Origin of the sequence: Streptomyces sp. NPDC002490, from assembly GCF_040296045.1 — a bacterium.
In the GTDB taxonomy this organism is placed as follows: domain Bacteria; phylum Actinomycetota; class Actinomycetes; order Streptomycetales; family Streptomycetaceae; genus Streptomyces.
This window is the reverse complement of the sequence record NZ_JBEOWM010000025.1, coordinates 78,228-100,087: the sequence shown is the minus strand read 5'-3', so window position 1 is coordinate 100,087 and position 21,860 is coordinate 78,228. Positions and strand designations below refer to the sequence as shown.

Sequence of the window (21,860 nt, the reverse complement as noted above, 5' to 3'; positions counted from 1 at the left end):
CGACCTCCGCCCCGTCGTGCGGGAAGACCAGACGACGATCCTGCGGCTGCTGACCGAGCGACGAGACGACCTGGTCCACGAGCGCACCCGCGTCCCACCGCTTGACCCGGCGCAGCGCGTCCAGCCGCCCCGCCGCCCGGTCGAGCCGGTAGTACAGCCGCGGCGGCAGGTGCGGAAGCAGCGGTGAGTGCCGCTGCCCGAGCAACGCGAACATCTGCTCCGGAGGGAGCGCCAGGTACCGGGGGAGGTCCTCGTACCACCGGGCGCTGTAGCGCGCCGCGCTCTGCGCCGGTACGAGCGCGGTGCGCCGTTCCCGTTCGTAGCGGCGCAGGGCGGTACCCAGCTCGGGCGCGTCGTGCAGGGCGTCGGCCAGTGCCATCGCGTCCTCCAGGGCCAGCGTGGTGCCGGCGCCGATCGAGTAGTGCGTGGTGTGCGCCGCGTCGCCGAGGAGCACGAGGTTGTCCCGGTGCCAGGTGCGGTTGGTCACGGTGCGGAAGGTGAGCCACTGCGCCGGCTCGGCGGAGTGCTCGCGACCGATCAGCGGGTGGCCGTCGAGGGGCTCGGCGAACAGCTTCTCCAGGAGGACCAGCCCCTCGGCGCTGTCGGCGCGGTCCAGCCCCAGCCCGTGCCAGGTGACGGGCGAGCACTCGACGACGCAGGTGCTGCGGGTGGTGCTGAACGGATAGCCGTAGCACCAGATCCAGCCGTGGTCGGTCGCCGCGAAGGCGAAGGTGAACGAGTCGAAGACCCGGGAGGTGCCGAGCCAGGCGTACCGGTTGCGGCCGGTGGTCACCCCGGTGCCGAAGTGGGCGGCGTGCCGCTGCCGCAGGGCGCTGTGCACCCCGTCCGCGGCCACCACCAGATCCGCCTCGGGCGGCTCGGTGACGTTCCGGTCGAAGACGACCCGTACGCCGAGGGCCTCGGCCCGCCGCGCCAGCAGGGTGAGCAGCGCCTGCCGCCCGATGCCGAACCCTTGGTCGCCGGGTTGCACGGTGGTGCGGTCACCCACGTGCGCCACGCCCTGGCGCCAGCTCACCGCGTGCTCCCGGACGGCCCGAGCCGACTCCGGATCGCCCTCCCGCAGCCGGTCCAGCAGCGCGCTCCAGTAGGTCACGCCCCAGCCGTACGTGGATCCCGGGGGATTGCGTTCGTAGACGGTGATGTCATGGGACGGGTCGTGGCGCTTCATCAGAATCGAGAAGTACAGACCGGCGGGCCCGCCGCCGACGCAGGCGACCTTCACGCAGACTCCCCACAGTGACGTCATGTGCACGATGAGTCACACAAGGTAGCAGGGCGGGAGCCGTGCGGCGCCGCCCCGCGCGCAACGGGGGAGGCGGACACCCGGACGGGTCGGGCCCGACCCGCGAGGGGATGCGGATCAGGCGCGCAACCGGTGCCGCTTGCGCCAGGCGACCAGCGCACCGCCGACTCCGGTGACGGCGATGAAAGCCATGGCCACCAGGAACCCCGGCGAGGTGGGGGTCTCCGCCCGGGCGCCCGCGATCACGTAGGCGGCCGTGTTGGGGACGCACCCCACGGCGGTGGCGAGCAGGAAGGGCGACCAGCCCATGCGGGACACCGCCGCACAGTAGTTGGCGGCGATGAACGGGACCCCGGGGAACAGCCGTACCGCCAGCATCGAGCGGAACCCGTGACGGCTCAGTTGCCCGTCCGCGGCCTTCAGCCACCGTCCCCGCAGCAGGGGGCGCAGGGCGTCCTGCCCCAGGACCCGGCCCAGCCCGAAGGCGATCGCCGCCCCGATGACGGTGCCCGCGATCGCCGCCCCCAGCCCGAACTTCGCCCCGAGCAGGGCACCGGCCGCCAGGTTCAACAAGGGGCGGGGCACGAACACCATTGTGCACACGCCGTAGAGCACGGCGAACACCACCGCCGCCGCGGCCCCCTGCAACTGGACCGGCCACCCCTCGTGCGCGAGCAGCCGCTGCGGCTCGAACGCCACCATGCCGAGCGCGGCACCCGCCAACAGGACCGCCAACAGGGACAGTCGCGACCAGGGGGACCAGAGGGCACCCGCCAGGCGGACGGCCGTGGCCGTCGAACGCGCCGGGACGGTCGCGGATATCGGTGCGGGCCGGGTGGCGGTGGTCTCCAGCATCCGGGGAGCGTAACCGACCCGCACATATGATCGTCGTAGGGGCGGCGGTCCCGGCGCCCCGGCCGCACCGGCGGGTCGCGGGCCCGGCGCGATTAATTCGGTCGACGCGCACCGCCGACTGCGCGACGATCTCCCCATGTTCCGGCACGCCTTCCTCCTCGCAGCATCCGCGGTAGCGGATGCCCCGAAGGCTGCCGTCGTCTGCTCGTCCGTGACCGTCGGCGGCGCCCGAAGTTGACCCTTCCCGGATCGTCCGGCGGACCCCGCAGGGGGAGGGTCGGCGACACCGAGGGGTCCCCGGTCCGGAGCGTCGCTCCGGACCCGTCACGCACCTCCACGAGGCGAGGAACTCCCATGGCCAAGACGGCCTACGTCCGCACCAAGCCCCACCTCAACATCGGCACCATGGGCCATGTCGACCACGGCAAGACGACTCTGACCGCGGCGATCACCAAGGTGCTCGCCGAGCGGGGCACCGGCACCTACGTGCCCTTCGACCGCATCGACCGCGCCCCCGAGGAGGCCGCGCGCGGCATCACCATCAACATCGCCCACGTCGAGTACGAGACCGACACCCGGCACTACGCCCACGTCGACATGCCCGGCCACGCCGATTACGTCAAGAACATGGTGACCGGGGCCGCGCAGCTCGACGGGGCGATCCTCGTGGTCTCCGCGCTCGACGGCGTCATGCCGCAGACCGCCGAACACGTGTTGCTGGCCCGGCAGGTCGGCGTCGACCACGTCGTCGTCGCCATCAACAAGGCGGACGCCGGCGACGAGGAGCTGACCGACCTGGTGGAGCTGGAGGTCCGCGAGCTGCTCACCGCGCACGGCTACGGCGGGGACGCCGTGCCGGTGGTGCGGGTGTCCGGGCTGCGGGCGCTGGAGGGCGACCCCCAGTGGACCGAGTCCATCGTGGCGCTGCTCGACGCCGTCGACACCTTCGTACCGGTGCCCGAACGGTACGTCGACGCCCCGTTCCTGCTCTCCGTCGAGAACGTCCTCACCATCACCGGCCGCGGCACCGTCGTGACCGGGGCGGTGGAGCGGGGCACGGTGCGGGTGGGGGACCGGGTGGAGGTGCTCGGCACCGGCCCCGAGGCCCTCACCACGGTGGTCACCGGCGTCGAGACCTTCGGCAAGCCCATGGAGGAGGCGCAGGCCGGGGACAACGTGGCGTTGCTGCTGCGCGGGACCGCCCGGGACGCGGTGCGCCGCGGCCACGTGGTGGCCGCCCCGGGCAGCACCGTGCCGAGCCGGCGCTTCACGGCACGGGTCTACGTGCTCTCCGCGGCCGAGGGCGGTCGGTCCACGCCGCTCACCACCGGGTACCGGCCCCAGTTCTACCTGCGCACCGCCGATGTCGTCGGGGACGTGGACCTCGGGGAGACCGCCGTGGCCCGCCCCGGCGACACCGTCACGGTGACCGTCGAACTGGGACGGGCCGTGCCGCTGGAGCCCGGACTCGGATTCGCGATCCGGGAGGGCGGCCGGACCGTCGGTGCGGGGACCGTGTCCCGGGTCGACTGAGCGAGGGCTCCGGTGCGACCGCCGTCGACGGCGGTCGCACCGGACGCGGGCGGCGACAATGGAGGGGTGGAGCAACCCGAGGAACCCGTACCCGTCGTCCGGGCCGTGGAACACGGCACCGCCCGACTGCTGCCCGACGTCGACCGCCGCCGCGCCTGGCTGCTGACCGTCGACGACGCCCCGCAGTCGTACGTCGACCTCGACGACCCCACCCACCTGGAGTTCGAGTACGCCCGCCGGCTCGGGCACGTCATCGACACCGCCGCCACCGCGGCGCCGGGCCGTGCGCTGGACGTGGTGCACCTCGGCGGCGGGGCGCTCACCCTGCCCCGGTACGCGGCCGCCACCCGCCCGGGTTCCCGACAGCAGGTGGTGGAGGCGGACGGAGGGCTCAGCGCACTGGTCGCCGAGCACCTCCCGCTCGACCCCGGGGAGCCGATCGCGGTGCACCGGGCCGACGCCCGCGCCTGGTTGGCCGCGGCCCCCGCGCGGTCCGCGGACCTCCTGATCGCCGACGTGTTCGGCGGTTCACGGGTCCCGGCCCACCTCACCTCCCTCGACTACGCGCGGGAGACGGGCCGGGTGCTGCGCGAGGACGGCTGCTACGCGGCGAACCTCGCCGACGGCGCGCCCTTCGCCTTCCTCCGTTCCCAACTGGCCGCCTTCGCGGCCGTCTACCCCGAACTGGCGCTGATCGCCGAGCCGGCCGTCCTGCGCGGGCGCCGGTTCGGCAACCTCGTCCTCGTCGCCTCGTACGCCCCGCTGCCGGTGGCCGACCTGGCGCGCCGGGCGGCCGGCGACGCCTTCCCGGCCCGGGTGGAGCACGGCCCTGCGCTGCGTTCCCGCATCGGGGGCGCGACGGCGGTGCGGGACGCCGAGGCGGTGGCCTCGCCCGAGCCGCCGGGCGGAGCCTTCCGGGTCGGTTGAGGGCGTCGGGTCAACGGACGGGGTCGGCCACCGGCGGCTCGGCGGGTTCCACTGCGGGCGCCTCCCGCCGGGTCAGTCGTCGCACGTCGGGGACGAAGAGCACCGCCGCGGTCACCACGACCACCAGCACCGCACAGCCCCACAGGGCGGTCGACCGGCCGAAGGCCCCCTCGGCGGGGCCGGCCAGCGCGGTGAACACCGGGACCAGACCCACCGAGCCGAACCAGTCGTACGCGGAGACCCGGGAGAACTTCTCCTCCGGGACCTCCTGGTGCATGGCGGTGATCCACGAGACGCCGAACACCTCGATGGCGACCCCGCTCACCAACATCACCGCCACCAGGACCGACAGGGGCGCCGCCACCGCGAGGGCGGCGGCCGGCAGGGCCTGCACGAACACGCACAGGGTGCCCACGTACAGCAGTCGGCGCGGCTTCCAGCGCACCATCAACAGCGCCCCGAGGACCGTGCCGACGCCGAAGGCGCCCAGCGCGAACCCCCAGGGAGCCGCGCCGCCCAGCTCGTCCCGGGCCACCAGCGGCCCGTACACGGCCTCCGAGACCCCGATGACGGCGACCACGACGGAGAACTGCGCCACGATCGACCAGAGCCAGGGGCGGCCGATCACCTCCTGCCAGCCGTCCCGCAGGTCCGCCAGCAGTCCCGCCCCGGGCTCCCGGGCCGGTATGTGCCGCACGTCGAGGAACGCCCGCAGGGCACCGGCCAGGGCGAAGGCGGCGGCGTCGATCGCGAGGACCCAGCCGGGCCCCAGGGCGGCGACCATGGCTCCGCCGAGTGCCGCGCCCCCGATGCCCGCCCCGTGCATGGCCATCCGGTACAGGGCGAAGGCGCGGCTGGCCTGTTCACCGGTGACCGAGGACATCAGCATGCCCTCGGAGGCCGGGCTGAAGAACGCCTGCCCGGTGCCGCCGAGGGCGGAGAGCAGCATCATCTGCCAGAGGGTGGCCCCGTCGGTGATGACCAGGGCCGCGAACACCGCCTGGGAGACGCAGTTGAGGGCGTTCGCGGCCACCATCACCCGGTGGCGCGGCACCCGGTCCGCGACCGCCCCGCCGATGAGCAGGAAGAGCACCAGCGGCACGGTGCGCGCCGCCGCCACGAGTCCCACGTCACCGGTGCTGCCGCCCGACTCCATGACGGCGAACGCGGCGGCGATCAGCGCGCCGTGGCTGCCGAGGTTGGTGATCACCGTGGCGGCGGTCAGCAGGACGTAGTTGCGGCCGGCCCAGCGGGGCGACCGGGAGCGCTTGGCGGTGGCGGAGTTCACTCCGGGACTATTGGTCATGAACCGGTCGGGGGCCAACTCGTTTTCCGTCCGCCACCGCCGCGGGGCCGCCGGGGGTCAGTCCGTGGGCTCGCCGTGCAGTCTCACGGTCTTGAGGATCTGGGTGATCAGTGCGTCCGGGACCTCCTCCTTCACGCCCTTGGCGCCGAAGAGGTTCCAGGCGACGTAGTCGCCCTTGGAGTTCTTGAAACCGAAGGCGACCGACTTGCCGTCGGTGATGCACGCGCCCTTCTTGGGCGTGTTCACCGAGTGGGCGCGGGCGATGCTGCCCTTGATGCCGGAGGCGGTGGTGAAGGGGGTGCCCTTCTCGTCGAACCGCATGCTCTTGCGGTCGGGCTGGGTGTAGCCGCCGTAGACCCACCAGGGAGCCTGGCGGACGGCGGCGTCCTCGGCGCTGGTGGCGCCGTTGGCGCCCTTGGTGCCCACGGTGGCCAGGGCGGTCTTGCTGCTGTTGCCGTCCTTGTCGTCGTCGGACGTGCACCACTCGGCCTTGTAGTAGGCGGGGGCCGACATCACGATGAGGGGCTTGATCTTGTCGGACTTGGAGTCCTCGAAGCCGACGGACATCCCGGGCTGGTCGACCTCCCAGTCGGCCGGCACGTCGAAGGCGACCCCGCGCTTGGGGTTGTAGACGACCTTCCACCCGGCGACGGTGGGCTTCAGTTCCTCGCCGCCGCGCGGATTCTCGGTGGCGGAAGGTTCCGCCGGGGCCGCCGGGGCCGAGGGGGACGTGCTCGTGTCAGCGCCCTTGGCGTCCTTCTGCTTCCCGCCCTCGCCCTCCTCGCCGCCCAGCACCAGGTACCCGGTGACACCGGCGGCCACCAGGACCGCGAGCGCGGCTCCGATCGCCACGAACGCGGTCCGCTTCCCGCCGCCCTTGCCGCCGTCGCCGCCCGGGCCCGGCACCACCGGCCCCGCCGGCACGGTGGGCGCGCCCCACGGTGCCTGCTGCCCCGGCTGCTGGGCGTAGGGGTTGGGCTGCTGGTACCCGGGTTGTTGGTACGGGTTGGGCTGCTGGTACCCCGGCTGCTGGTACGGATTCGGTTGCCGCTGGTGCGGGTTCTGCTCGCCCCCGGGCTGCTGCTGTCCTGGCCACATGGGCAGTAACCCTAGTGGTGGCGGGCAACGACCCGGTCACGGGTGTTCGACGGGTTCGTGGTGGTCGGCGCGCCGGGTGGCGAGCGCCGCCCCCGGCACCCGTCCGGCGGCCGAGGTGCCAGCGCGTCCCGTTCGGTGCGCCCCGGCGCACCGAACGGCGCCCGCCACCTGGGACGGCGCGGGAAGTACAGTGCGGTGCACCGCCGTGGCGCCGCGTCGACGGCGCGCCAGCCCAGACCTTGGACGGAACGTGTCGGACCTCGATCAGCTCACCCAGTCCCTCGCCCGCAACCTCAAGCGCTGGCGCGGGGAGCGCGGCTTCACCCTGGACGCCCTCGCCGCCCGCTCCGGCGTCAGCCGCGGCATGATCATCCAGATCGAACAGGCCCGGACCAACCCCAGCGTCGGCACCACGGTGAAGCTCGCGGACGCCCTCGGCATCAGCATCGCGACCCTGCTGGACTACGAACAGGGCCCCCAGGTCCGCCTGGTCGCCGCGGAGCAGGCGGTCCGGATGTGGTCCACCGAGGCCGGCAGCCGCAACTCGCTCCTGGTGGGCACCGAACGCCGCGGCCCCCTGGAGCTGTGGTCGTGGCGGTTGATGCCCGGTGAGGGCAGTGCTTCCGACCCGCACCCCAACGGCACCGTCGAGCTCCTGCACGTCACGGCCGGGGAGATGACCCTCGTCGTGGACGGAACCGCCCATCCGATGCCCGCCGGCACCTCCGCCACCTTCGAGGCCAACGTCCCCCACGCCTACCGCAACGACGGCACCGCCCCCGTCGAGATGACCATGGCGGTGGCCGTTCCACCGGCTCGGTGACCCCGGCGGACTGCTAGCGTTCCGGCATGCCAGCCCCCCTCGACTCCTTCGACGACGTCGCCCCCGCCCTCCACCGCCTGCACGCGCTGCCCGTCCCCGTCGCCGACGCGCTCCGCCACTGGCGGGGGACCGTTCCCGCGGAGGAGGTCCTCCACGTCGAGACGGATCCGCGGTGGGCGGACACCGATGCCTTCGTCGAGCACTACGGGGCGGAACTGCTCCCCTTCTCCGCGAACTGCGTCGTGGTCGCCGGCAAGCGCGGCGGCGAGAGCACCCTCGCGGCCTGCCTGGTCCCGTCCGCCGCCCGGGTCGACGTCAACGGGACCGTCCGCCGTCAACTGGGCGCCCGCAAGGCGTCCTTCGCCGCCATGGACACCGCGACCGGGCTCACCGGCATGGAACACGGCGGCATCACCCCCGTCGGGCTGCCCGCCGACTGGGCGCTGCTCGTCGATCCGCGCCTCCTGGACCTGACGCACGTCCTGCTCGGCAGCGGACTGCGCCGGGGCAAGCTGATCATGCCCGGGAAGGCGCTCGCCGAGCTGCCCGGCGCCGTCCTGGTGGACGGGCTCGGCCGGGCCTGATCCGGACCGTCCGCGGATCACCCCAGCCGGGGCAGTTCGATGGCGGGGCAGCGGTCCATCACCATGTCCAGCCCCGCCGCGCGGGTGCGCTCGTACGCCGCCTCGTCCACCACCCCGAGCTGGAACCACACGGCCCGGGCCCCCTTGGCCACCGCCTCGTCGGCGATCGCGCCGGCGTGCTCCGCGTTGACGAACACGTCCACCACGTCCACGTCGAAGGGCACGTCGGCCAGCGAGGCGTACCCGGTCTCGCCGTGCACCGTCTCCGCCTTCGGGTGCACCGGCACCACCCGCTTCCCGAAGCGCTGGAGGACGCGCGCCACCCCGTACGCCGCCCTCGACTCGTTGTTCGACAGCCCCACCACCGCCCAGGTGTCACCCGACTCCGTGAGGATCCTGCGGACCGTGTCCCGGTCGCCGTACATGTGCCGCCTCCTCGTGCGATCCCGTCCGTTCCGGGCAACGCGACGGGGACCCCCGGGATTCCCGGCCGCTCCCGGTGCCGGCGCGAGGCTCCCGCCGCACACCGCATAGGCTGGGACGATGCAGGACGAGTACCGCACGGTCGCCCGGGAGGGCGTGCACGAGATCGAGATCAACCGCTCGCGCTTCCTGTGCGCGCTCGCACCCGCGGCCACCGAACGGGAGGCACAGGACTTCATCGCGCGCGTCCGCCGGGAGCACGCCGACGCCACCCACAACTGCACCGCCTACGTCATCGGGGCCGACGCCGCCGTCCAGCGCGCGTCCGACGACGGCGAGCCCGGCGGCACCGCCGGCGTGCCGATGCTCCAGATGCTGCTGCGCCGGGACGTGCGGTACGCCGTCGCCGTCGTCACCCGCTACTACGGCGGCGTCAAGCTCGGCGCCGGGGGGCTGATCCGGGCCTACGGGGGCGCCGTCGGCGAAGCCCTGGACGCCCTGGGGACGGTCACCCGCAGACGCTTCAGGATCGCCACCGTCACCGTCGACCACCAGCGCGCGGGCAAGGTGCAGAACGACCTGCGCGCCACCAGACGCCAGGTGCGCGAGGTGCGTTACGGGGAGGCGGTGGCCATCGAGATCGCCCTGCCCGACGCGGACGTCGAGGCGCTGCGCGCCTGGCTCGCGGACACCACCGCGGGCACGGCCGCCCTCGACCTCGGCGGGGAGGCGTACGGCCCCGCCTGAGTGCGGTCCCGCGACCCGCACCGGCACTGTCGGACCCGCCGGCTAGTCTCGGGGCCATGAGGCTCCTGCACACGTCCGACTGGCACCTCGGTCGGTCCTTCCACCGGGTGAACATGCTCGACGCCCAGGCCGAGTTCATCACCCACCTCCTCGCCACCGTCCGCGACCGCGGGGTGGAGGCGGTGGTGGTCTCCGGGGACGTGTACGACCGAGCCGTTCCCCCACTGGCCGCCGTGGAGCTGTTCGACGACACCCTCCACCGGCTCGCCGCCCTCGGCGTGCCCACCGTGATGATCTCCGGCAACCACGACTCGGCCCGCCGGCTGGGCGTCGGCGCCGGGCTGCTCGCGCACGCCGGCGTCCACCTGCGCACCGCCCCCGACGCGGTGGGCACCCCGGTCCTGCTCCCCGACGCCCACGGCGAGGTCGCGTTCTACGGGCTGCCCTACCTGGAGCCCGCACTGGTCGGCGAGGAACTGGGCGTACCCCGGGCCCGCCACGAGAGCGTGCTCCGCGCCGCGATGGACCGGGTCCGGGCCGACCTCGCCGCCCGCCCCGCCGGGACCCGCTCGGTGGTGCTCGCGCACGCCTTCGTCACCGGCGGACAGCCCAGCGACAGCGAACGCGACATCACCGTGGGCGGAGTGGCCTCGGTCCCGCTGGAGGTCTTCGACGGGGTCGACTACACGGCCCTCGGCCACCTCCACGGCTGTCAGACCCTGAGCCCCCGGGTGCGCTACTCGGGCTCCCCGCTCGCCTACTCCTTCTCCGAGGTGCACCACCGCAAGAGCACCTGGCTGGTCGACCTCGACGCCACCGGCGGGGTGCGTGCCGAACGCCTCGACTGCCCCGTCCCCCGCCCGCTGGCCCGCCTCCGCGGACACCTCGACGACCTGCTCGCGGACCCCGCGCTCACCCCCCACGAGGACGCCTGGATCGAAGCCGCCCTCACCGACCCGGTCCGCCCCGAGGACCCCATGGCCCGGCTGTCGGCCCGCTTCCCGCACACCCTGAGCCTGGTCTTCGACCCGGAGCGGCCCGCCGGGGACGGGCACGCCTCCTACGCCCGACGCCTCGCCGGCCGCACCGACCAGCAGATCGCCGAGGACTTCGTCACCCACGTCCGCGGCGCCGCACCCGACCACCACGAACGGACCGTCCTGCGCACCGCCCTCGACGAGGTCCGCGCCGCCGACACCCTGCACGAGGCCGCCCGATGAGACTCCACGAGCTGCGCCTCACGGCGTTCGGGCCCTTCGGCACCACCCAACGGATCGACTTCGACGACCTCTCCCGCGCCGGTCTCTTCCTGCTGCACGGCCCCACCGGCGCGGGCAAGACCTCCGTCCTGGACGCGGTCTGCTACGCCCTGTACGGATCGGTGCCGGGCGCCCGGCACAGCCCCCAGGGGGCCAACCTGCGCAGCGACCACGCCGACCCCGGCACGGTCACCGAGGTCAGCCTCGACCTCACCGTCGCCGGACGCCGACTGGAGGTGACCCGCCGACCCTCCTGGGCCCGCCCCAAGAAGCGCGGCTCCGGCACCACCACCGAGAAGGCGTACAGCGCCCTGCGCGCGCACCAGGACGGCGCCTGGAAGGACCTCAGCCGCTCCCACCAGGAGATCGGCGAGGAGATCGGCCAACTCCTCGGCATGAGCAAGGAACAGTTCTGCCAGGTGGTCCTGCTCCCGCAGGGGGACTTCGCCCGGTTCCTGCGCGCCGACGCCGAGACCCGCGGCCGGCTCCTCGGCCGGCTCTTCGACACCGGCCGCTTCGCCGCGGTGGAACAGCGCCTTGCCGAACGGCGTCGCGCCGGCGAACAGGCCGTCCGCACCGCCGACACCGAACTCCTCGCCCTCGCCAACCAGATGGTCACCGCCGCCGGGGACGCGGTGGAGTCTCCGCTGCCCGAGCTGTCGCCCGGCGACCCCGGCCTCGGCACCGCCCTCCTCGGCTGGGCCGCCGTGGCCCGCAGCACCGCGCTCGAACGCCTCGCCCACACCGAGTGCGCCCTCACCACGGCCGAGTCCGCCCTGCGCGCCGCCCGCTCCGCGCTGGACGGGGCCGGCGAACGGCACCGGCTCCAGACCCGGTTCGCCCGGGCGCGGGAACGGGCGGCGGCCCTCGCCGAGCGGACCGCGGAACACCGCGCGGACCTGCTCCGCATCGAGTCGGCCCGCCGGGCCGACACCGTGGCCCCCGCCCGGGAACTGCGCGACGAGGCCGAGACCCGCCGACAGCGGGCGGCCGGTGCCGAAGCCGCCGCCCGCACGGCCGCCGGCGACCCGGACACCCCGGTCCCCCTCGACGCCGACGGTCTGCACACCGCGGCCCGCCGGGCCGCCGAGGAACTCGGCGCCCTCGAATCGGCCCGCCGCGCCGAGCGCCGAGCGGCCGAACTCGCCGGGGAACGGGACCGGTGGCAACGGGAGGAGGCCGCCGACCGGGAACTGCTGCACGACACCACCAGCTGGCTCGACGACTGGGACACCACCCGTACCGCGCTGCGCGACGCGATCGACACCGCGCAGCAGGGCCTCGCCCGGGCCGAAGCGCTGGCCGGACGGCTGGAGTCCGCCGAGGGCCGCCACGCCGCGGCGCTCCAGCGCGACCTGCTCGCCGCCGCGGCCGTCGAGGCCGAACAGGAGCTGCGGACGGCCCACACCCGTGCCAACCGCGCCCGCCACGACTGGCTGGACCTGAGGGAACAGCGGTTGAACGGGATCGCCGCCGAACTCGCCGCCACCCTGACCAGCGGGGAACCCTGCGGCGTCTGCGGCGCCACCGAACACCCCCACCCCGCCCGCAAGGGCCCGGGCCACGTCGACCGGGGAGCCGAGGAGGCCGCGCACACGGCGTACCGGCAGGCCGACGCCGCGCACACCGCGGCCGGCGAGCGCTGCGCCCGGATCGAGGGGGAGCGCGCCGCGGCGACGGCCGCCGCCGGTGACGCCCCCGTCGAAGGGTTCGCCGACGCCGTCGCCGCACTGCGCACCGAGCTCGCGACGGCCCGGCGCACGGCCTGGGGACTGCACGCCGCCCGGGAGGCCCTCGACCGGGCCGAGGCCGAACACGCCCGGCGCGTCACCGCCCAACAGGAGGCCGCCCGCCGGTCGGCCTCACGAGCCGCCCGGCGGGAGGCGTGGGAACGCGAGGCGGCAACCGTCGAAGCGGAGCTGACCGAGGCCCGCGGCGAGGCCCTCAGCGTCGCCGCCCGGGCCGAGGCACTGCAACGGCGGGTGGACGCGCTGCACACCGCGGCCGAGGCGGCGCGGACCGCGGCCGAAGCCGCCCGGCAGCTCAAGGAGGCCGACGCGCGGCTGTCCGACGCCGCCTACCGCGCCGGTTTCGACACCCCCGACGCCGCTGCCGCAGCCCTGCTCGACGGTCCTGCGCACCGGGCGCTCCAGCAGCGGATCGACGCCTGGCAGCAGACGGAGGCCGAGGTCCGGGCGGTCCTCACCGACGCCGAGGCGCTCACCGCCGCCGGCCTGCCGCCCGTGGACCTCCCCGCCGTCGAACACGCCGCCGACCGGGCCGAGCAACGGCTGCGGGACGCCGCCTCCCGGCACGCCGCGGCCGTCCGCGACCGCGAGGACCTGACACGGCTCTCCGCCCGGATCACCGCGGCCGTCCGGGCGCTCGGCCCCCGGCGCGCGGAGCACGACCGGGTCGCCCGGCTCGCCTCGCTCACCGCCGGCACCTCCGCCGCGAACGAACGCCGGATGCGCCTGGAGTCCTACGTCCTGGCCGCCCGACTGGAACAGGTGGCCGCCGCGGCAACGGCCCGGCTCGCCCGGATGTCCCAGGGCCGCTACACCCTGGTGCACTCCGACGACCGCTCGGGCCGGGGCCGTTCGGGCCTCGGACTGCACGTGGTGGACGCCTGGACCGGCCGCGCCCGGGACACCTCGACCCTCTCCGGGGGCGAGACCTTCTTCGCCTCCCTGGCCCTGGCGCTGGGCCTCGCCGACGTGGTGACCGACGAGGCCGGCGGGGTGCGCTTGGACACCCTCTTCATCGACGAGGGCTTCGGCAGCCTCGACGACCAGAGCCTGGACGAGGTGCTGGACGTCCTCGACTCGCTGCGCGAACGCGACCGTTCGGTGGGCATCGTGAGCCACGTCCCCGACCTCCGCCGCCGGGTGCACGCACAGCTGGAGGTCGTGAAGGGACGCGGCGGATCACGGGTGCGCCAGCGGGCCGGCGGTCGCTGACCGGCGCGGCGCACCCGTGATCCGCTCAGAGCCGGGACAACTCGTCCACCAGGTCGTCCAGGCCCAGGGACCCCTGCGAGAGCGCGGCCATGTGCCACGCCTTCGCGTCGAAGGCGTCCCCGTGCCGGGCCCGGGCCCGTTCGCGACCCGTCAACCACGCCCGCTCGCCCAGCTTGTAGCCGATGGCCTGGCCGGGGATCGACAGATAGCGGGTCATCTCGCTCGCCACGTAGTCCGCCGGGCGGCTGCTGTGCGTGCCGAAGAACTCCTCCGCCGCAGCGGGCGTCCACCGCTCGCCGGGCCTGAACGGCGAGTCGGCCGGGATCTCCAGCTCCAGGTGCACCCCGATGTCGATGATCACCCGCACCGCCCGCAGCATCTGCGCGTCCAGGTAGCCGAGCCGGTACTCGGGGTCGGTGAGGAAGCCCAACTCGTCCATCAGCCGCTCCGCGTACAGGGCCCAGCCCTCGCAGTTGGCGCTCACCGCGCCCACGCCCGCCTGGTAGCGGGACAGGTCCGCACCCACGTGGGCCCACTGCGCCAGCTGGAGGTGGTGGCCCGGAACCCCCTCGTGGTACCAGGTGGACACCAGGTCGTAGGTGGGGAAGCTGTGCTCGCCCATGGTCGGCAGCCAGGTGCGCCCCGGACGGGAGAAGTCCTCGGAGGGAGCGGTGTAGTACGGGGCGGCTGCGCTGCCGGGCGGAGCGATCCGGGACTCCACCACCCGGACCCGGTCGGCGAGTTCGAAGTGGGTGCCGTCCAACTCGGCGATCGCACGGTCCATCAGCTCCTGGAGCCAGACCCGCACCTCCTCCACGCCCTCGACGCGGTGCCCGTGCGCATCGAGGTGGGCGAGCGCCGTCCAGGGCGTTGCGGCGCCCGGCAGGACCTTCTCCGCCTCCGCCCGCATCTCGGCGAGCAGCCGGTGGTACTCGGCCCAGCCGTAGGCGTACGCCTCGGCCAGATCGAGGTCCGTGCCGTTGTAGTAGCGGGCCCAGCGGGCGTACCGCTCGGCACCCACCGCGTTCGGCGCGCCGGCGATCCTCGGGGCGTAGGTACCGGTCATCCAGTCGTGCAGCGCCGCGAACGCGGCCCGGGCCGCCTCCGCGGCCTCGGTGAGGCCGGCGTGCAGCGACGACGGGGCCGGGGCCACGAAGTGGTGGAACCAGGAGAGGCCGTCCGCGTCCCGTGCGGTCCACTCGGCGAGCTGGTCGACGAAGGTGGCGGTGGGCCGCGGGCCCGCGTACCGCTCGCGTTCCAGACCCAGGGCGAGCGACTCCCGGTAGCCGGCCAGGGCGGCGGGCACCGCGCGCAGCCGTGCCTCGACCGCGGCCCAGTCCTCCGCCGTCTCCGTGGGGGTGAGGGTGAACACCTCCCGTACGGCGTGCGCCGGGGTCTCCATGTTGCCGACCGCGCGCAGGTGTTCCCCGGCGTCGTGGACGGCCAACTCGGCGGTGAGCCGTTCGCGCAGCAACCGGCCGCACCGGCGCTCCCGCTCGTCCTCGGCGCCCGGCCGCGCCTCGGCGGCCGTCAGACGGTCCAGGGTCCGGCGGGCGAGGTCGGCCAGGGCCGCCCGCCCCGGCGGTGAGTAGTCGGGCAGTGCGCGGTGGCTCTCCCGCACCCCGAGGTAGGTGCCGGTGACCGGATCGAGGGCGACGAGGGCGTCGACGTAGGCGTCGGCGACCTCACGGGGGAGCGGGTCGTTCTTCTCTGACATGCGGACATCCTCGTACGGGGACCCCCGCCCCGTCACGGCGGCGGCCCGTACGGGCACCGGTCCCGGCCACGGCTTCCCCGCCGGTCGCCGGCGGGATCGGGCCGCCGCCGACCGGGAACGCGGCGCAGCTGCTCGGATCGCACCTCGACGGCCCCCGGAACGCGTCCGTGACGTGTACCTTCGCCCCGAGCGCCACGATGGGGACGGGACGGGCGCTTTCGGACGTACCTGGGGGCGGGGCGGTGTCGCAGAAGCCGACCGGATTGACCGTGTGGCAGTGGGGTGCCCTGACCGTGGTGGGCGCCCTGCTGGTGGGCCTGACGCTGCTCCTCGGGCTGAACCGGATGCTGGGGGGCCTGCTGCTGGACGAGGACGACTGCCTGGGCACCCAGGCCCGGGCGGAGGAGATCTCCTCGGTGCCCTTGCTGGGCACCCCGCCGCAGGGGGCCCGGATCTCCGAGGGCTGGTACGTCCTGGAGGTGGGCTGCCTCGACGACCACGACGAGGAACTGCTGTCGGCGACCCGCAGTTACGAGTTCGACGGTGGCCACGACGCCGTCCGGGACCACTACCGCACCCTGGCCGAGGCGGACGGCTGGACGTGGGTGGCGTCCCGGAACGGGCCGGAACCGCGGGGGCTCCCGGGTGACGTCTGCTACGAGAAGGAACTGTCGGGTGCCCCGGTGCTCTTGCGGCTCACGTTCGACCCGGGGGCGTTCCGGGTGGGCACCGAGTCGGCGCTCGACGAGGACGACGGGGTCTCCTGCTGAGCAGAACCGCCCCGGGCGGACCGGTCCGCCTCCGGCCCGCCCAGTGCGGCGGTGACGACGAGGACGCCGTCGTCGGCCAGGTAGTCCAGGGGGCGGCCCAGTCCGCGCAGCGCCGCGATCATCGCCGTGTTGGACGGTCCGGTCACCGCGTGGACGTCGCGGCAGCCCGCCTCCTCGGCCAGTCGCACCAGCCGGCCCAGCAGTTCTCCCCCGATGCCCCGCCCCTGCCAGGCGTCCTCCACGAGCAGCGCCACCTCCGTCTCGTCGCCGTCCCACAACAGGTGGCCCAGCGCCACGATCCGTCCGGAAGCGGTGCAGACGGCCAGGGTGCGCCCGTACGCGGGGTGCAGCAGATGGGGCAGCCGACGGTCCGTGTCCCGGGACGAGCCGTGGTACCGCTGCCGTAGCGTCCGCGGCGAACAACGCTCGTGCAGCGCCGTCGCCGCCGCGAGGTCCGCCGGGGACGCCCGGCGCACCGTCACCGCGGCGCCGGAGCCCAGTTCCAGGACCGACCGCTCCTCGGGCACCCGGGGGCCGAGCCGCCCGTCCAACTCCACCAGGGCGCGGGCCCGCGCGAACTCGGTGGGGGTGAAGGGCAGGTGCGGGCGCTCCACGGTGAGGAGGCCGCCGTCCCGGGTGCGCAACCGCAGCACGGTGCCGTGCACCCCCTCGTCGTCGTCGACGGGCGCGGGGTGGGGGCGGACGGTGCAGCGGCCGAGGAGCCGGCGCAGCGCCGGGGGCAGTTCGGCCGGATCCAGCGCGGTCCGGGTGGCCAGGGCCAGCACCCGGGTCGGCGCGTCCACCAGGTCGTGGGCGTCGGCGCGTTCGATCCAGTGGTCCGTGCCCCCGGCCCGGTCGGCGGCCCGGGTGACCTCGGTCGGGGACAGCCCGGCCGGTACCCGCAGCAGGAACTCGTCGACGGTGCCCTCGGCCAACGGATGGGTCTGGAGGCTGAGGATGTCCACGCCGTGCGAGGCCAGGGCCGTGCACAGCGCCGCGAGGGACCCGGGGGCGTCGCGGACCGTGGTCCGCAGCCGCCACACGCCGGTGGTCGGTGCGTCGGCCGGTGGTGTGCCCGGCCGCCCCGGCCGCCCGGCGGTCCGGAGCGGGCGAGCGGGGCGGCGGTGCCGGTGGGCCCACCAGGCGTGGAACGCCGCGGTGGCCAGCAGGACCACCGCCGAGACGGCCAGCAGTTCGGGGCCGTCCGGGCCGTGGCCGATCAGATGGGCCACCGTGTCCGCGACGGCCACCGCCGTGAACAGGGCGGCCAGTTCCACGGCATCGCGCCGCCAGTGCGGACGCCGGGGGTGGTCAGATGTGTCCGGGCTCATGCGACCACCGTGGCGGGGCGGTGTTGCGGATGCGCGAACCGGCCGTGACCGGCGGGTAACAGCCCCCGCGGTCACGGTCGCCCCCGCTGCTCCGGTCAGCCGTCGGCGTCCGCCCCGGTCAGGGCCTTCAGCCGGCGGGCCTGACTCACCAACCGCGAACCACCGCCGCGTTCCGCCAACGACTCCAGGTGCGGTACGCCGGAGCCCGCCCCGCAGCGCTCCACGCAGTCCGCCGCGGTGGCCAGCAGGTCCGCCAGCCCCCGCGCGCCCTTGCCCGACCGGACGGCGTCCTCCAGCAGGGGCGGGAGCGCTTCGCGGAGCACCGCCCACACGGTGGCGTACGCGCCGGTCGTCGCCGCGGTGCTCATGCTGTCCACCAGCCGGCTCGCCTTCACCGTGCCGCCGGCCGCCAGGGTGCCCAGGAGGCCGCCCAACCGTGCGGCGTCGAGGTCGCCCCGGGCGGCGAGCACCAGCAGGGCGTCCACCGCTGCCGTCCGGTCCTCGCCGGCGCGGGCGCCCAGCCCGTACGCCACGGACAGGTGGACCGCGACCCCGGCGGGCCCCGGTGCCTCGGCGAGCAGGGGGAGGTAGGCGACGTCACCGCGGGCGTCCACCGTGGCGACGTGCGACACCTGGTCCACGATGCGGGCCGCCACCATTTCGCGTCGCCCCGGCAGGGCGGCCAACCGGTGGGCCTCGCCGGCGGCGGACCAGTGGTCGCAGCTCCAGGGGCGGCGGCCGTGGAAGGCGGGCAGCCCCAACCCCCGGAACACCTCGGGCCACTCCTCCTGGGACCCGGGTATCCCGCCCACGTTGACGAGCAGGTAGTGCGGGTCCCTCAGGGGAGCCGTCAAGGTCACCTCCGGCGCGGCCTCCTCGGTGGTCAGCCAGCGGGCGAGGCGCTCGCCCTCCGGGGTGCCGAGCGCGCTCGCCGCGGCGGCCCGGGCGCCCCCGTCCCGCTCCACCCGCAACAGTGCCTGCGCGAAGTCCGCCTCCGCCGGCCGGACGCCCCGGTCCCGGTACTCGGCGAGCCGCGCCACCAGGTCCTCGGCGGCCAGCAGCCCGGACGTCCAGGTGGGGGTGGCCAACAGGAACGGCGGGGGGTCGGTGCGCACCAGGTGCGCGGCCTCCCACAGCCGGGCCCGGCGGGGCCGGTTCAGCCAGGAGTGCGGGCACTCCCTCTCCTCGCCGGCCCCGTTGCGCTGCGTCGCCCGGTGCAGGGTGTCCGTCCCGACGGCGTCGAACAGGGCGGCCAGGACCACGTCGATCCCGAAGGTGCTCGTCGCGAACCTCTTGTCGGGGGTCAGGTGGGGGTGCTTCCCCGGGTACCACCAGCGGCGTGCGACGACCGGCCGCACCGCCTCGACCAGGGCCGCACGGTCCGCGTGGGCGTGGCGCACCAGACCGTCCAGCACCCGCTCGAAGACGGCCACCTCCTCGCGCCCGGACACCAGGGCGCTGACCTCCTCGGCCAGTTCCGCCACGGAGCCGATCGGCGGGGCCAGCCGCACCGGCTCGGGCACCGGCGGCAGGTACTCCTCGTGGGGTCCGGCGTCCAGGGGCTCCAGGGCCGCGGGGGCGAAGCCCAGGGCCGCGGCGGCACGGGGCCGCAGCACCGTGCTCAGCTGCTCGGCGACCCCGAGGAGGTCCGCCCGCACTCCTTCGTCCGCCCGTCGCGCGTGCTTCTCCAGCAGCTTGACCGCCCGCTCCTGGACGTCGGTGTCCGGGTGACCGAAGGCGTCCGCCACGGCGGGCAGCAGCTCCGACGCCGCACCCGGCGAGGCGGTGAGCACCTTGCCGAGCAGGACGAGCTGGGCGCGCACCAGCTTCTTCTCCGGGCGGAACAGCGCCCCGCGCGAGGCCTCCGCCACCTGGCGGGCCGTCAGCTGCCCGTCCAGCGCCAGCCTGCCCAGGACCTTCTGGGCGTGCGCGGCGACCGGACCCACCGCGTCCGCCAGCAGGGCCGTCCAGTCGGCGATCCGCTCCCGCTCCTCCTCCCGGGTCGGTGACAGGGAGGTGAGCACCCCCAGGAACGCCCGCTGGTCATGGGGCTTGCCCCCGCGCAGCAGCCGTGCCACGCAGGCGGCCACCATCGTGGCGCGGTCCAGGACCCCGGCGGCGGTGAGTTCCGTCAGGGCGGGCGTCCAGCCGTGGTCGGCGTCGTTGCCGTAGGTCCATTCGAGCTGCCAACCGACGTCGTCCTGGGCGAACAGGGCGGCGACCATGCGGACCAGGTGGGGATCGGCCGCGAGCCGGTCCTGGAACTTCGGTCCGCGGGACCCGCCGCTGCGGCTCAGGTGCTCCATCCACCCCCGGACGTACGCCTCGGTGGTGGGCGGTTCGCACCCCGCGCGCTGCACCAGCCCGGACATCAGCTCGTAGGGGATGCGGGAGACCAGCGGGCGGTCCGCCAACCGCCGGGCCACCTCCGCCTGCCACTCGGGGGTGCGGTCCGAGAGCAGGTCCAGCAGGTGCCGGGACTTCGCCCCGGACCAGCGCATGTCGGCCCCGGCGAGCCAGGTCGCGGTGGCCGCGGCCCCGGACTGGCAGCCGGCGCCCGCCGCGTGCAGCGCCGGATAGGCGGCACGGGCCGGGTCGTTCCAGCGGGCCCCGCGCAGTTCCTTGCGCAGTTCCTTCAGCGCCGGGAGCGCCGCCCGCCGTTCGGCTGCGTCCATGTCGCGCACCAAGGCGACCACCACGGCCGTCTTCCCGGTGCGCACGGCCGCCACCAGGTCCTGCGGGGTACCGGGCGCCGAACCGGTCGCCCCTGTCCGCACCGCCGTGCCGGCCGTGGCCGTCGTGTTCGTCATCCTCGTGCCTCTCCCGCGTTCCCACCGACGGCGACCGTCGTGTCCTCGCCCGCACCGGGCCCGTTCCCGTCCGCCCCGGGGGCGTCCGCCGCGCCCCGGCGGGCCATCCGCACGGCCAGGGCGTGCTTGCAGGGGCCCCGCCCGCCCCGGTACTCCGCCCACCACTGGCAGGTGCAGCTCAGCCGCCCGCGGTCCTCGCGCACCCGGTGCACGTGGCCGTCCGCGGCGGTCACCGTGCCCAGCTCGCCCGCCAGGGCGACCGCGCCGGCCCGCAGCAGGGCGAGAGCCGACCGCAACCGCGGGTTGTGCCGCTCCACGCGGTGCGCGTCGTAGGGCAGCTCGCGGTGGAAGTACGCGGCCTCGGCCGTGTCGTACCCCACCCGACCCGAGGTGCCCAGCCGGACCAGTGCGGCCCGGACGCGCTCCGGGGGGAGGCCGGAGGAGGCGGCCAGATCGGCGACGTCGATCCGCGGCTCCCAGGCGAGGAGCACCGAGATCAGGTCGGCGTCCTCACCCGCCTCGTCCGTCGCCAGGGCCTCCAACACCCCGCCCTCGCCGGAGAACCCGCGGGACGCCTCCGGGGACAGGGTGAGCGTCAGCCGCATGCCGGGCAGCACGACCTCCCAGGCGGCGGAGGCGGGCTCCTGCCCGACCGCGGCCGGACCGTAGATCCGCAGGGCGGTGGCGTGCCGGAGCACCCGCTGGAGCGCGACCAGCCGCTCCGGACCGGGCAGGCACACCGCGCCCGGCACCGGTCGGGTGGTCTGCCGCAGGCCGCGCCCGGCGGGCACCACCCACAGCGGGGGCCGGCCCCGGCCGGCCCTGGGCAAGGCCCGCAGGAAGCGCACCGCCTCGGCGGCCGGCAGTTCGGCCCGCAGCTCGAAGCCCGCCGCGATCACCTGGGCCTCGGCGAAGCCCCGCAGCCAACGGTCCGGCAACGGCACCTTCTTCTCCACGACGGGACCGTCCAGCGTGGTGACCGCCAGTTCGTCGGGGCCGACCCGCAGGTGCAGCGGATCGTCCGTGCCCAGCCGGGACAGCGCCTCGCGCAGCGGGTTGTTCACGTCCACGTTGGTCGTGCCGTGCCCGATCTCCCCGCCGTCCAGGCCCGCCGCCAGGACGTCGAGCCGGGCGTACACGCCGCCGCACCCGGAGAAGGACTCGAAGCGCAGACGGTCGCCGTTGCCCGTCACCACCGGGTCCAGCGAGGCCCGCAACTGCGGCTGGTAGTACCGGGCCGCCGCCACGTCGGCCACCGCGAGCAGCGCGGCCGAAGCGATCTGCGGGGAGGTGAGGAAACCGGCGAAGAACCGGGGGTGGTCCTGCCGTCCGGTCGGCGTCGCGCCCTGCGAGGTCTCCAGACCGAGCCGTCGTCCGTCCGGCGCGCTCTCCAGAGCGGACGGTCGTGCATAGGCCAGGGCGTGTAGTGATCGGGTCATGGGCACACCGTAGG

17 protein-coding genes are annotated in these 21,860 nt (G+C 75.0%); 8 read left to right on the top strand and 9 right to left on the bottom strand.

What is annotated here, in order from left to right:
- On the bottom strand, positions 1 to 1,243 hold a 1,243-nt coding region (locus tag ABT092_RS18200), incomplete at its 3' end, for an FAD-dependent monooxygenase (RefSeq protein WP_502968458.1).
- 138 nt (positions 1,244 to 1,381) lie between these two features.
- A complete protein-coding gene (locus ABT092_RS18195) occupies positions 1,382 to 2,119 on the bottom strand; it encodes a TVP38/TMEM64 family protein (protein WP_351244951.1) in 738 nt (245 codons plus the stop codon).
- A gap of 354 nt (positions 2,120 to 2,473) precedes the next feature.
- On the opposite strand from ABT092_RS18195, the gene tuf reads away from it, so the two are divergent.
- Both tuf and ABT092_RS18185 read left to right on the top strand, forming a co-directional pair.
- Positions 2,474 to 3,652 carry an elongation factor Tu gene (gene tuf, locus ABT092_RS18190; RefSeq protein ID WP_351244949.1) on the top strand — a complete coding sequence of 393 codons (1,179 nt, stop codon included), beginning with the start codon at positions 2,474 to 2,476 and terminating at the stop codon, positions 3,650 to 3,652.
- 66 nt (positions 3,653 to 3,718) lie between these two features.
- Entirely contained in the window at positions 3,719 to 4,579 is an 861-nt protein-coding gene (locus ABT092_RS18185; RefSeq protein ID WP_351244947.1) for a spermidine synthase, read from the top strand.
- Positions 4,580 to 4,589: 10 nt separating this feature from the next.
- Here ABT092_RS18185 and ABT092_RS18180 read toward each other — a convergent pair whose 3' ends face one another.
- Both ABT092_RS18180 and ABT092_RS18175 read right to left on the bottom strand, forming a co-directional pair.
- A complete protein-coding gene (locus tag ABT092_RS18180; RefSeq protein WP_502968457.1) occupies positions 4,590 to 5,867 on the bottom strand; it encodes an MFS transporter in 1,278 nt (425 codons plus the stop codon).
- A 75-nt stretch (positions 5,868 to 5,942) separates the two neighbouring features.
- A complete protein-coding gene (locus ABT092_RS18175; protein WP_351244943.1) occupies positions 5,943 to 6,983 on the bottom strand; it encodes a DUF8017 domain-containing protein in 1,041 nt (346 codons plus the stop codon).
- Positions 6,984 to 7,233: 250 nt separating this feature from the next.
- Between ABT092_RS18175 and ABT092_RS18170 the strand changes: the two genes are divergently transcribed.
- On the top strand, positions 7,234 to 7,806 hold the full coding sequence (locus ABT092_RS18170; protein ID WP_351244941.1) for a helix-turn-helix domain-containing protein: 573 nt from the start codon (positions 7,234 to 7,236) through the stop codon (positions 7,804 to 7,806).
- Positions 7,807 to 7,832: 26 nt separating this feature from the next.
- Positions 7,833 to 8,390 carry a YbaK/EbsC family protein gene (locus tag ABT092_RS18165; protein ID WP_351244939.1) on the top strand — a complete coding sequence of 186 codons (558 nt, stop codon included), beginning with the start codon at positions 7,833 to 7,835 and terminating at the stop codon, positions 8,388 to 8,390.
- Positions 8,391 to 8,407: 17 nt separating this feature from the next.
- Here the strand turns inward: ABT092_RS18165 and ABT092_RS18160 are convergent, their stop codons facing one another.
- Positions 8,408 to 8,815 carry a CoA-binding protein gene (locus tag ABT092_RS18160; protein ID WP_351244937.1) on the bottom strand — a complete coding sequence of 136 codons (408 nt, stop codon included), beginning with the start codon at positions 8,813 to 8,815 and terminating at the stop codon, positions 8,408 to 8,410.
- Between the two features lie 118 nt (positions 8,816 to 8,933).
- Between ABT092_RS18160 and ABT092_RS18155 the strand changes: the two genes are divergently transcribed.
- The 3 genes from ABT092_RS18155 to ABT092_RS18145 are packed head-to-tail and all read left to right on the top strand — an operon-like array spanning position 8,934 to position 13,779.
- The gene (locus ABT092_RS18155) at positions 8,934 to 9,560 is read left to right on the top strand and encodes a YigZ family protein (RefSeq protein WP_351244935.1); all 627 of its coding nucleotides are present in this window, start codon (positions 8,934 to 8,936) and stop codon (positions 9,558 to 9,560) included.
- A 56-nt stretch (positions 9,561 to 9,616) separates the two neighbouring features.
- Positions 9,617 to 10,780: an exonuclease SbcCD subunit D gene (locus ABT092_RS18150; RefSeq protein ID WP_351244933.1), complete on the top strand. Its 1,164-nt coding sequence runs from the start codon at positions 9,617 to 9,619 to the stop codon at positions 10,778 to 10,780.
- Positions 10,777 to 13,779 carry an AAA family ATPase gene (locus ABT092_RS18145; RefSeq protein ID WP_351244931.1) on the top strand — a complete coding sequence of 1,001 codons (3,003 nt, stop codon included), beginning with the start codon at positions 10,777 to 10,779 and terminating at the stop codon, positions 13,777 to 13,779. Before ABT092_RS18150 ends, ABT092_RS18145 begins: the two co-directional genes overlap by 4 nt.
- A gap of 25 nt (positions 13,780 to 13,804) precedes the next feature.
- Here the strand turns inward: ABT092_RS18145 and ABT092_RS18140 are convergent, their stop codons facing one another.
- A complete protein-coding gene (locus ABT092_RS18140; RefSeq protein WP_351244929.1) occupies positions 13,805 to 15,496 on the bottom strand; it encodes a DUF885 domain-containing protein in 1,692 nt (563 codons plus the stop codon).
- A 242-nt stretch (positions 15,497 to 15,738) separates the two neighbouring features.
- Between ABT092_RS18140 and ABT092_RS18135 the strand changes: the two genes are divergently transcribed.
- Positions 15,739 to 16,266 carry a hypothetical protein gene (locus tag ABT092_RS18135; protein ID WP_351244927.1) on the top strand — a complete coding sequence of 176 codons (528 nt, stop codon included), beginning with the start codon at positions 15,739 to 15,741 and terminating at the stop codon, positions 16,264 to 16,266.
- Here the strand turns inward: ABT092_RS18135 and ABT092_RS18130 are convergent.
- From ABT092_RS18130 to ABT092_RS18120, 3 genes are all read right to left on the bottom strand, one after another.
- The gene (locus ABT092_RS18130) at positions 16,152 to 17,597 is read right to left on the bottom strand and encodes a GNAT family N-acetyltransferase (RefSeq protein ID WP_351244925.1); all 1,446 of its coding nucleotides are present in this window, start codon (positions 17,595 to 17,597) and stop codon (positions 16,152 to 16,154) included. The two genes, ABT092_RS18135 and ABT092_RS18130, sit on opposite strands and share 115 nt — an antisense overlap.
- 95 nt (positions 17,598 to 17,692) lie before the next feature.
- On the bottom strand, positions 17,693 to 20,407 hold the full coding sequence (locus tag ABT092_RS18125) for a DUF7824 domain-containing protein (protein ID WP_351244923.1): 2,715 nt from the start codon (positions 20,405 to 20,407) through the stop codon (positions 17,693 to 17,695).
- The gene (locus ABT092_RS18120; RefSeq protein ID WP_351244921.1) at positions 20,404 to 21,846 is read right to left on the bottom strand and encodes an SWIM zinc finger family protein; all 1,443 of its coding nucleotides are present in this window, start codon (positions 21,844 to 21,846) and stop codon (positions 20,404 to 20,406) included. Before ABT092_RS18120 ends, ABT092_RS18125 begins: the two co-directional genes overlap by 4 nt.
- Positions 21,847 to 21,860: the final 14 nt, after the last annotated feature.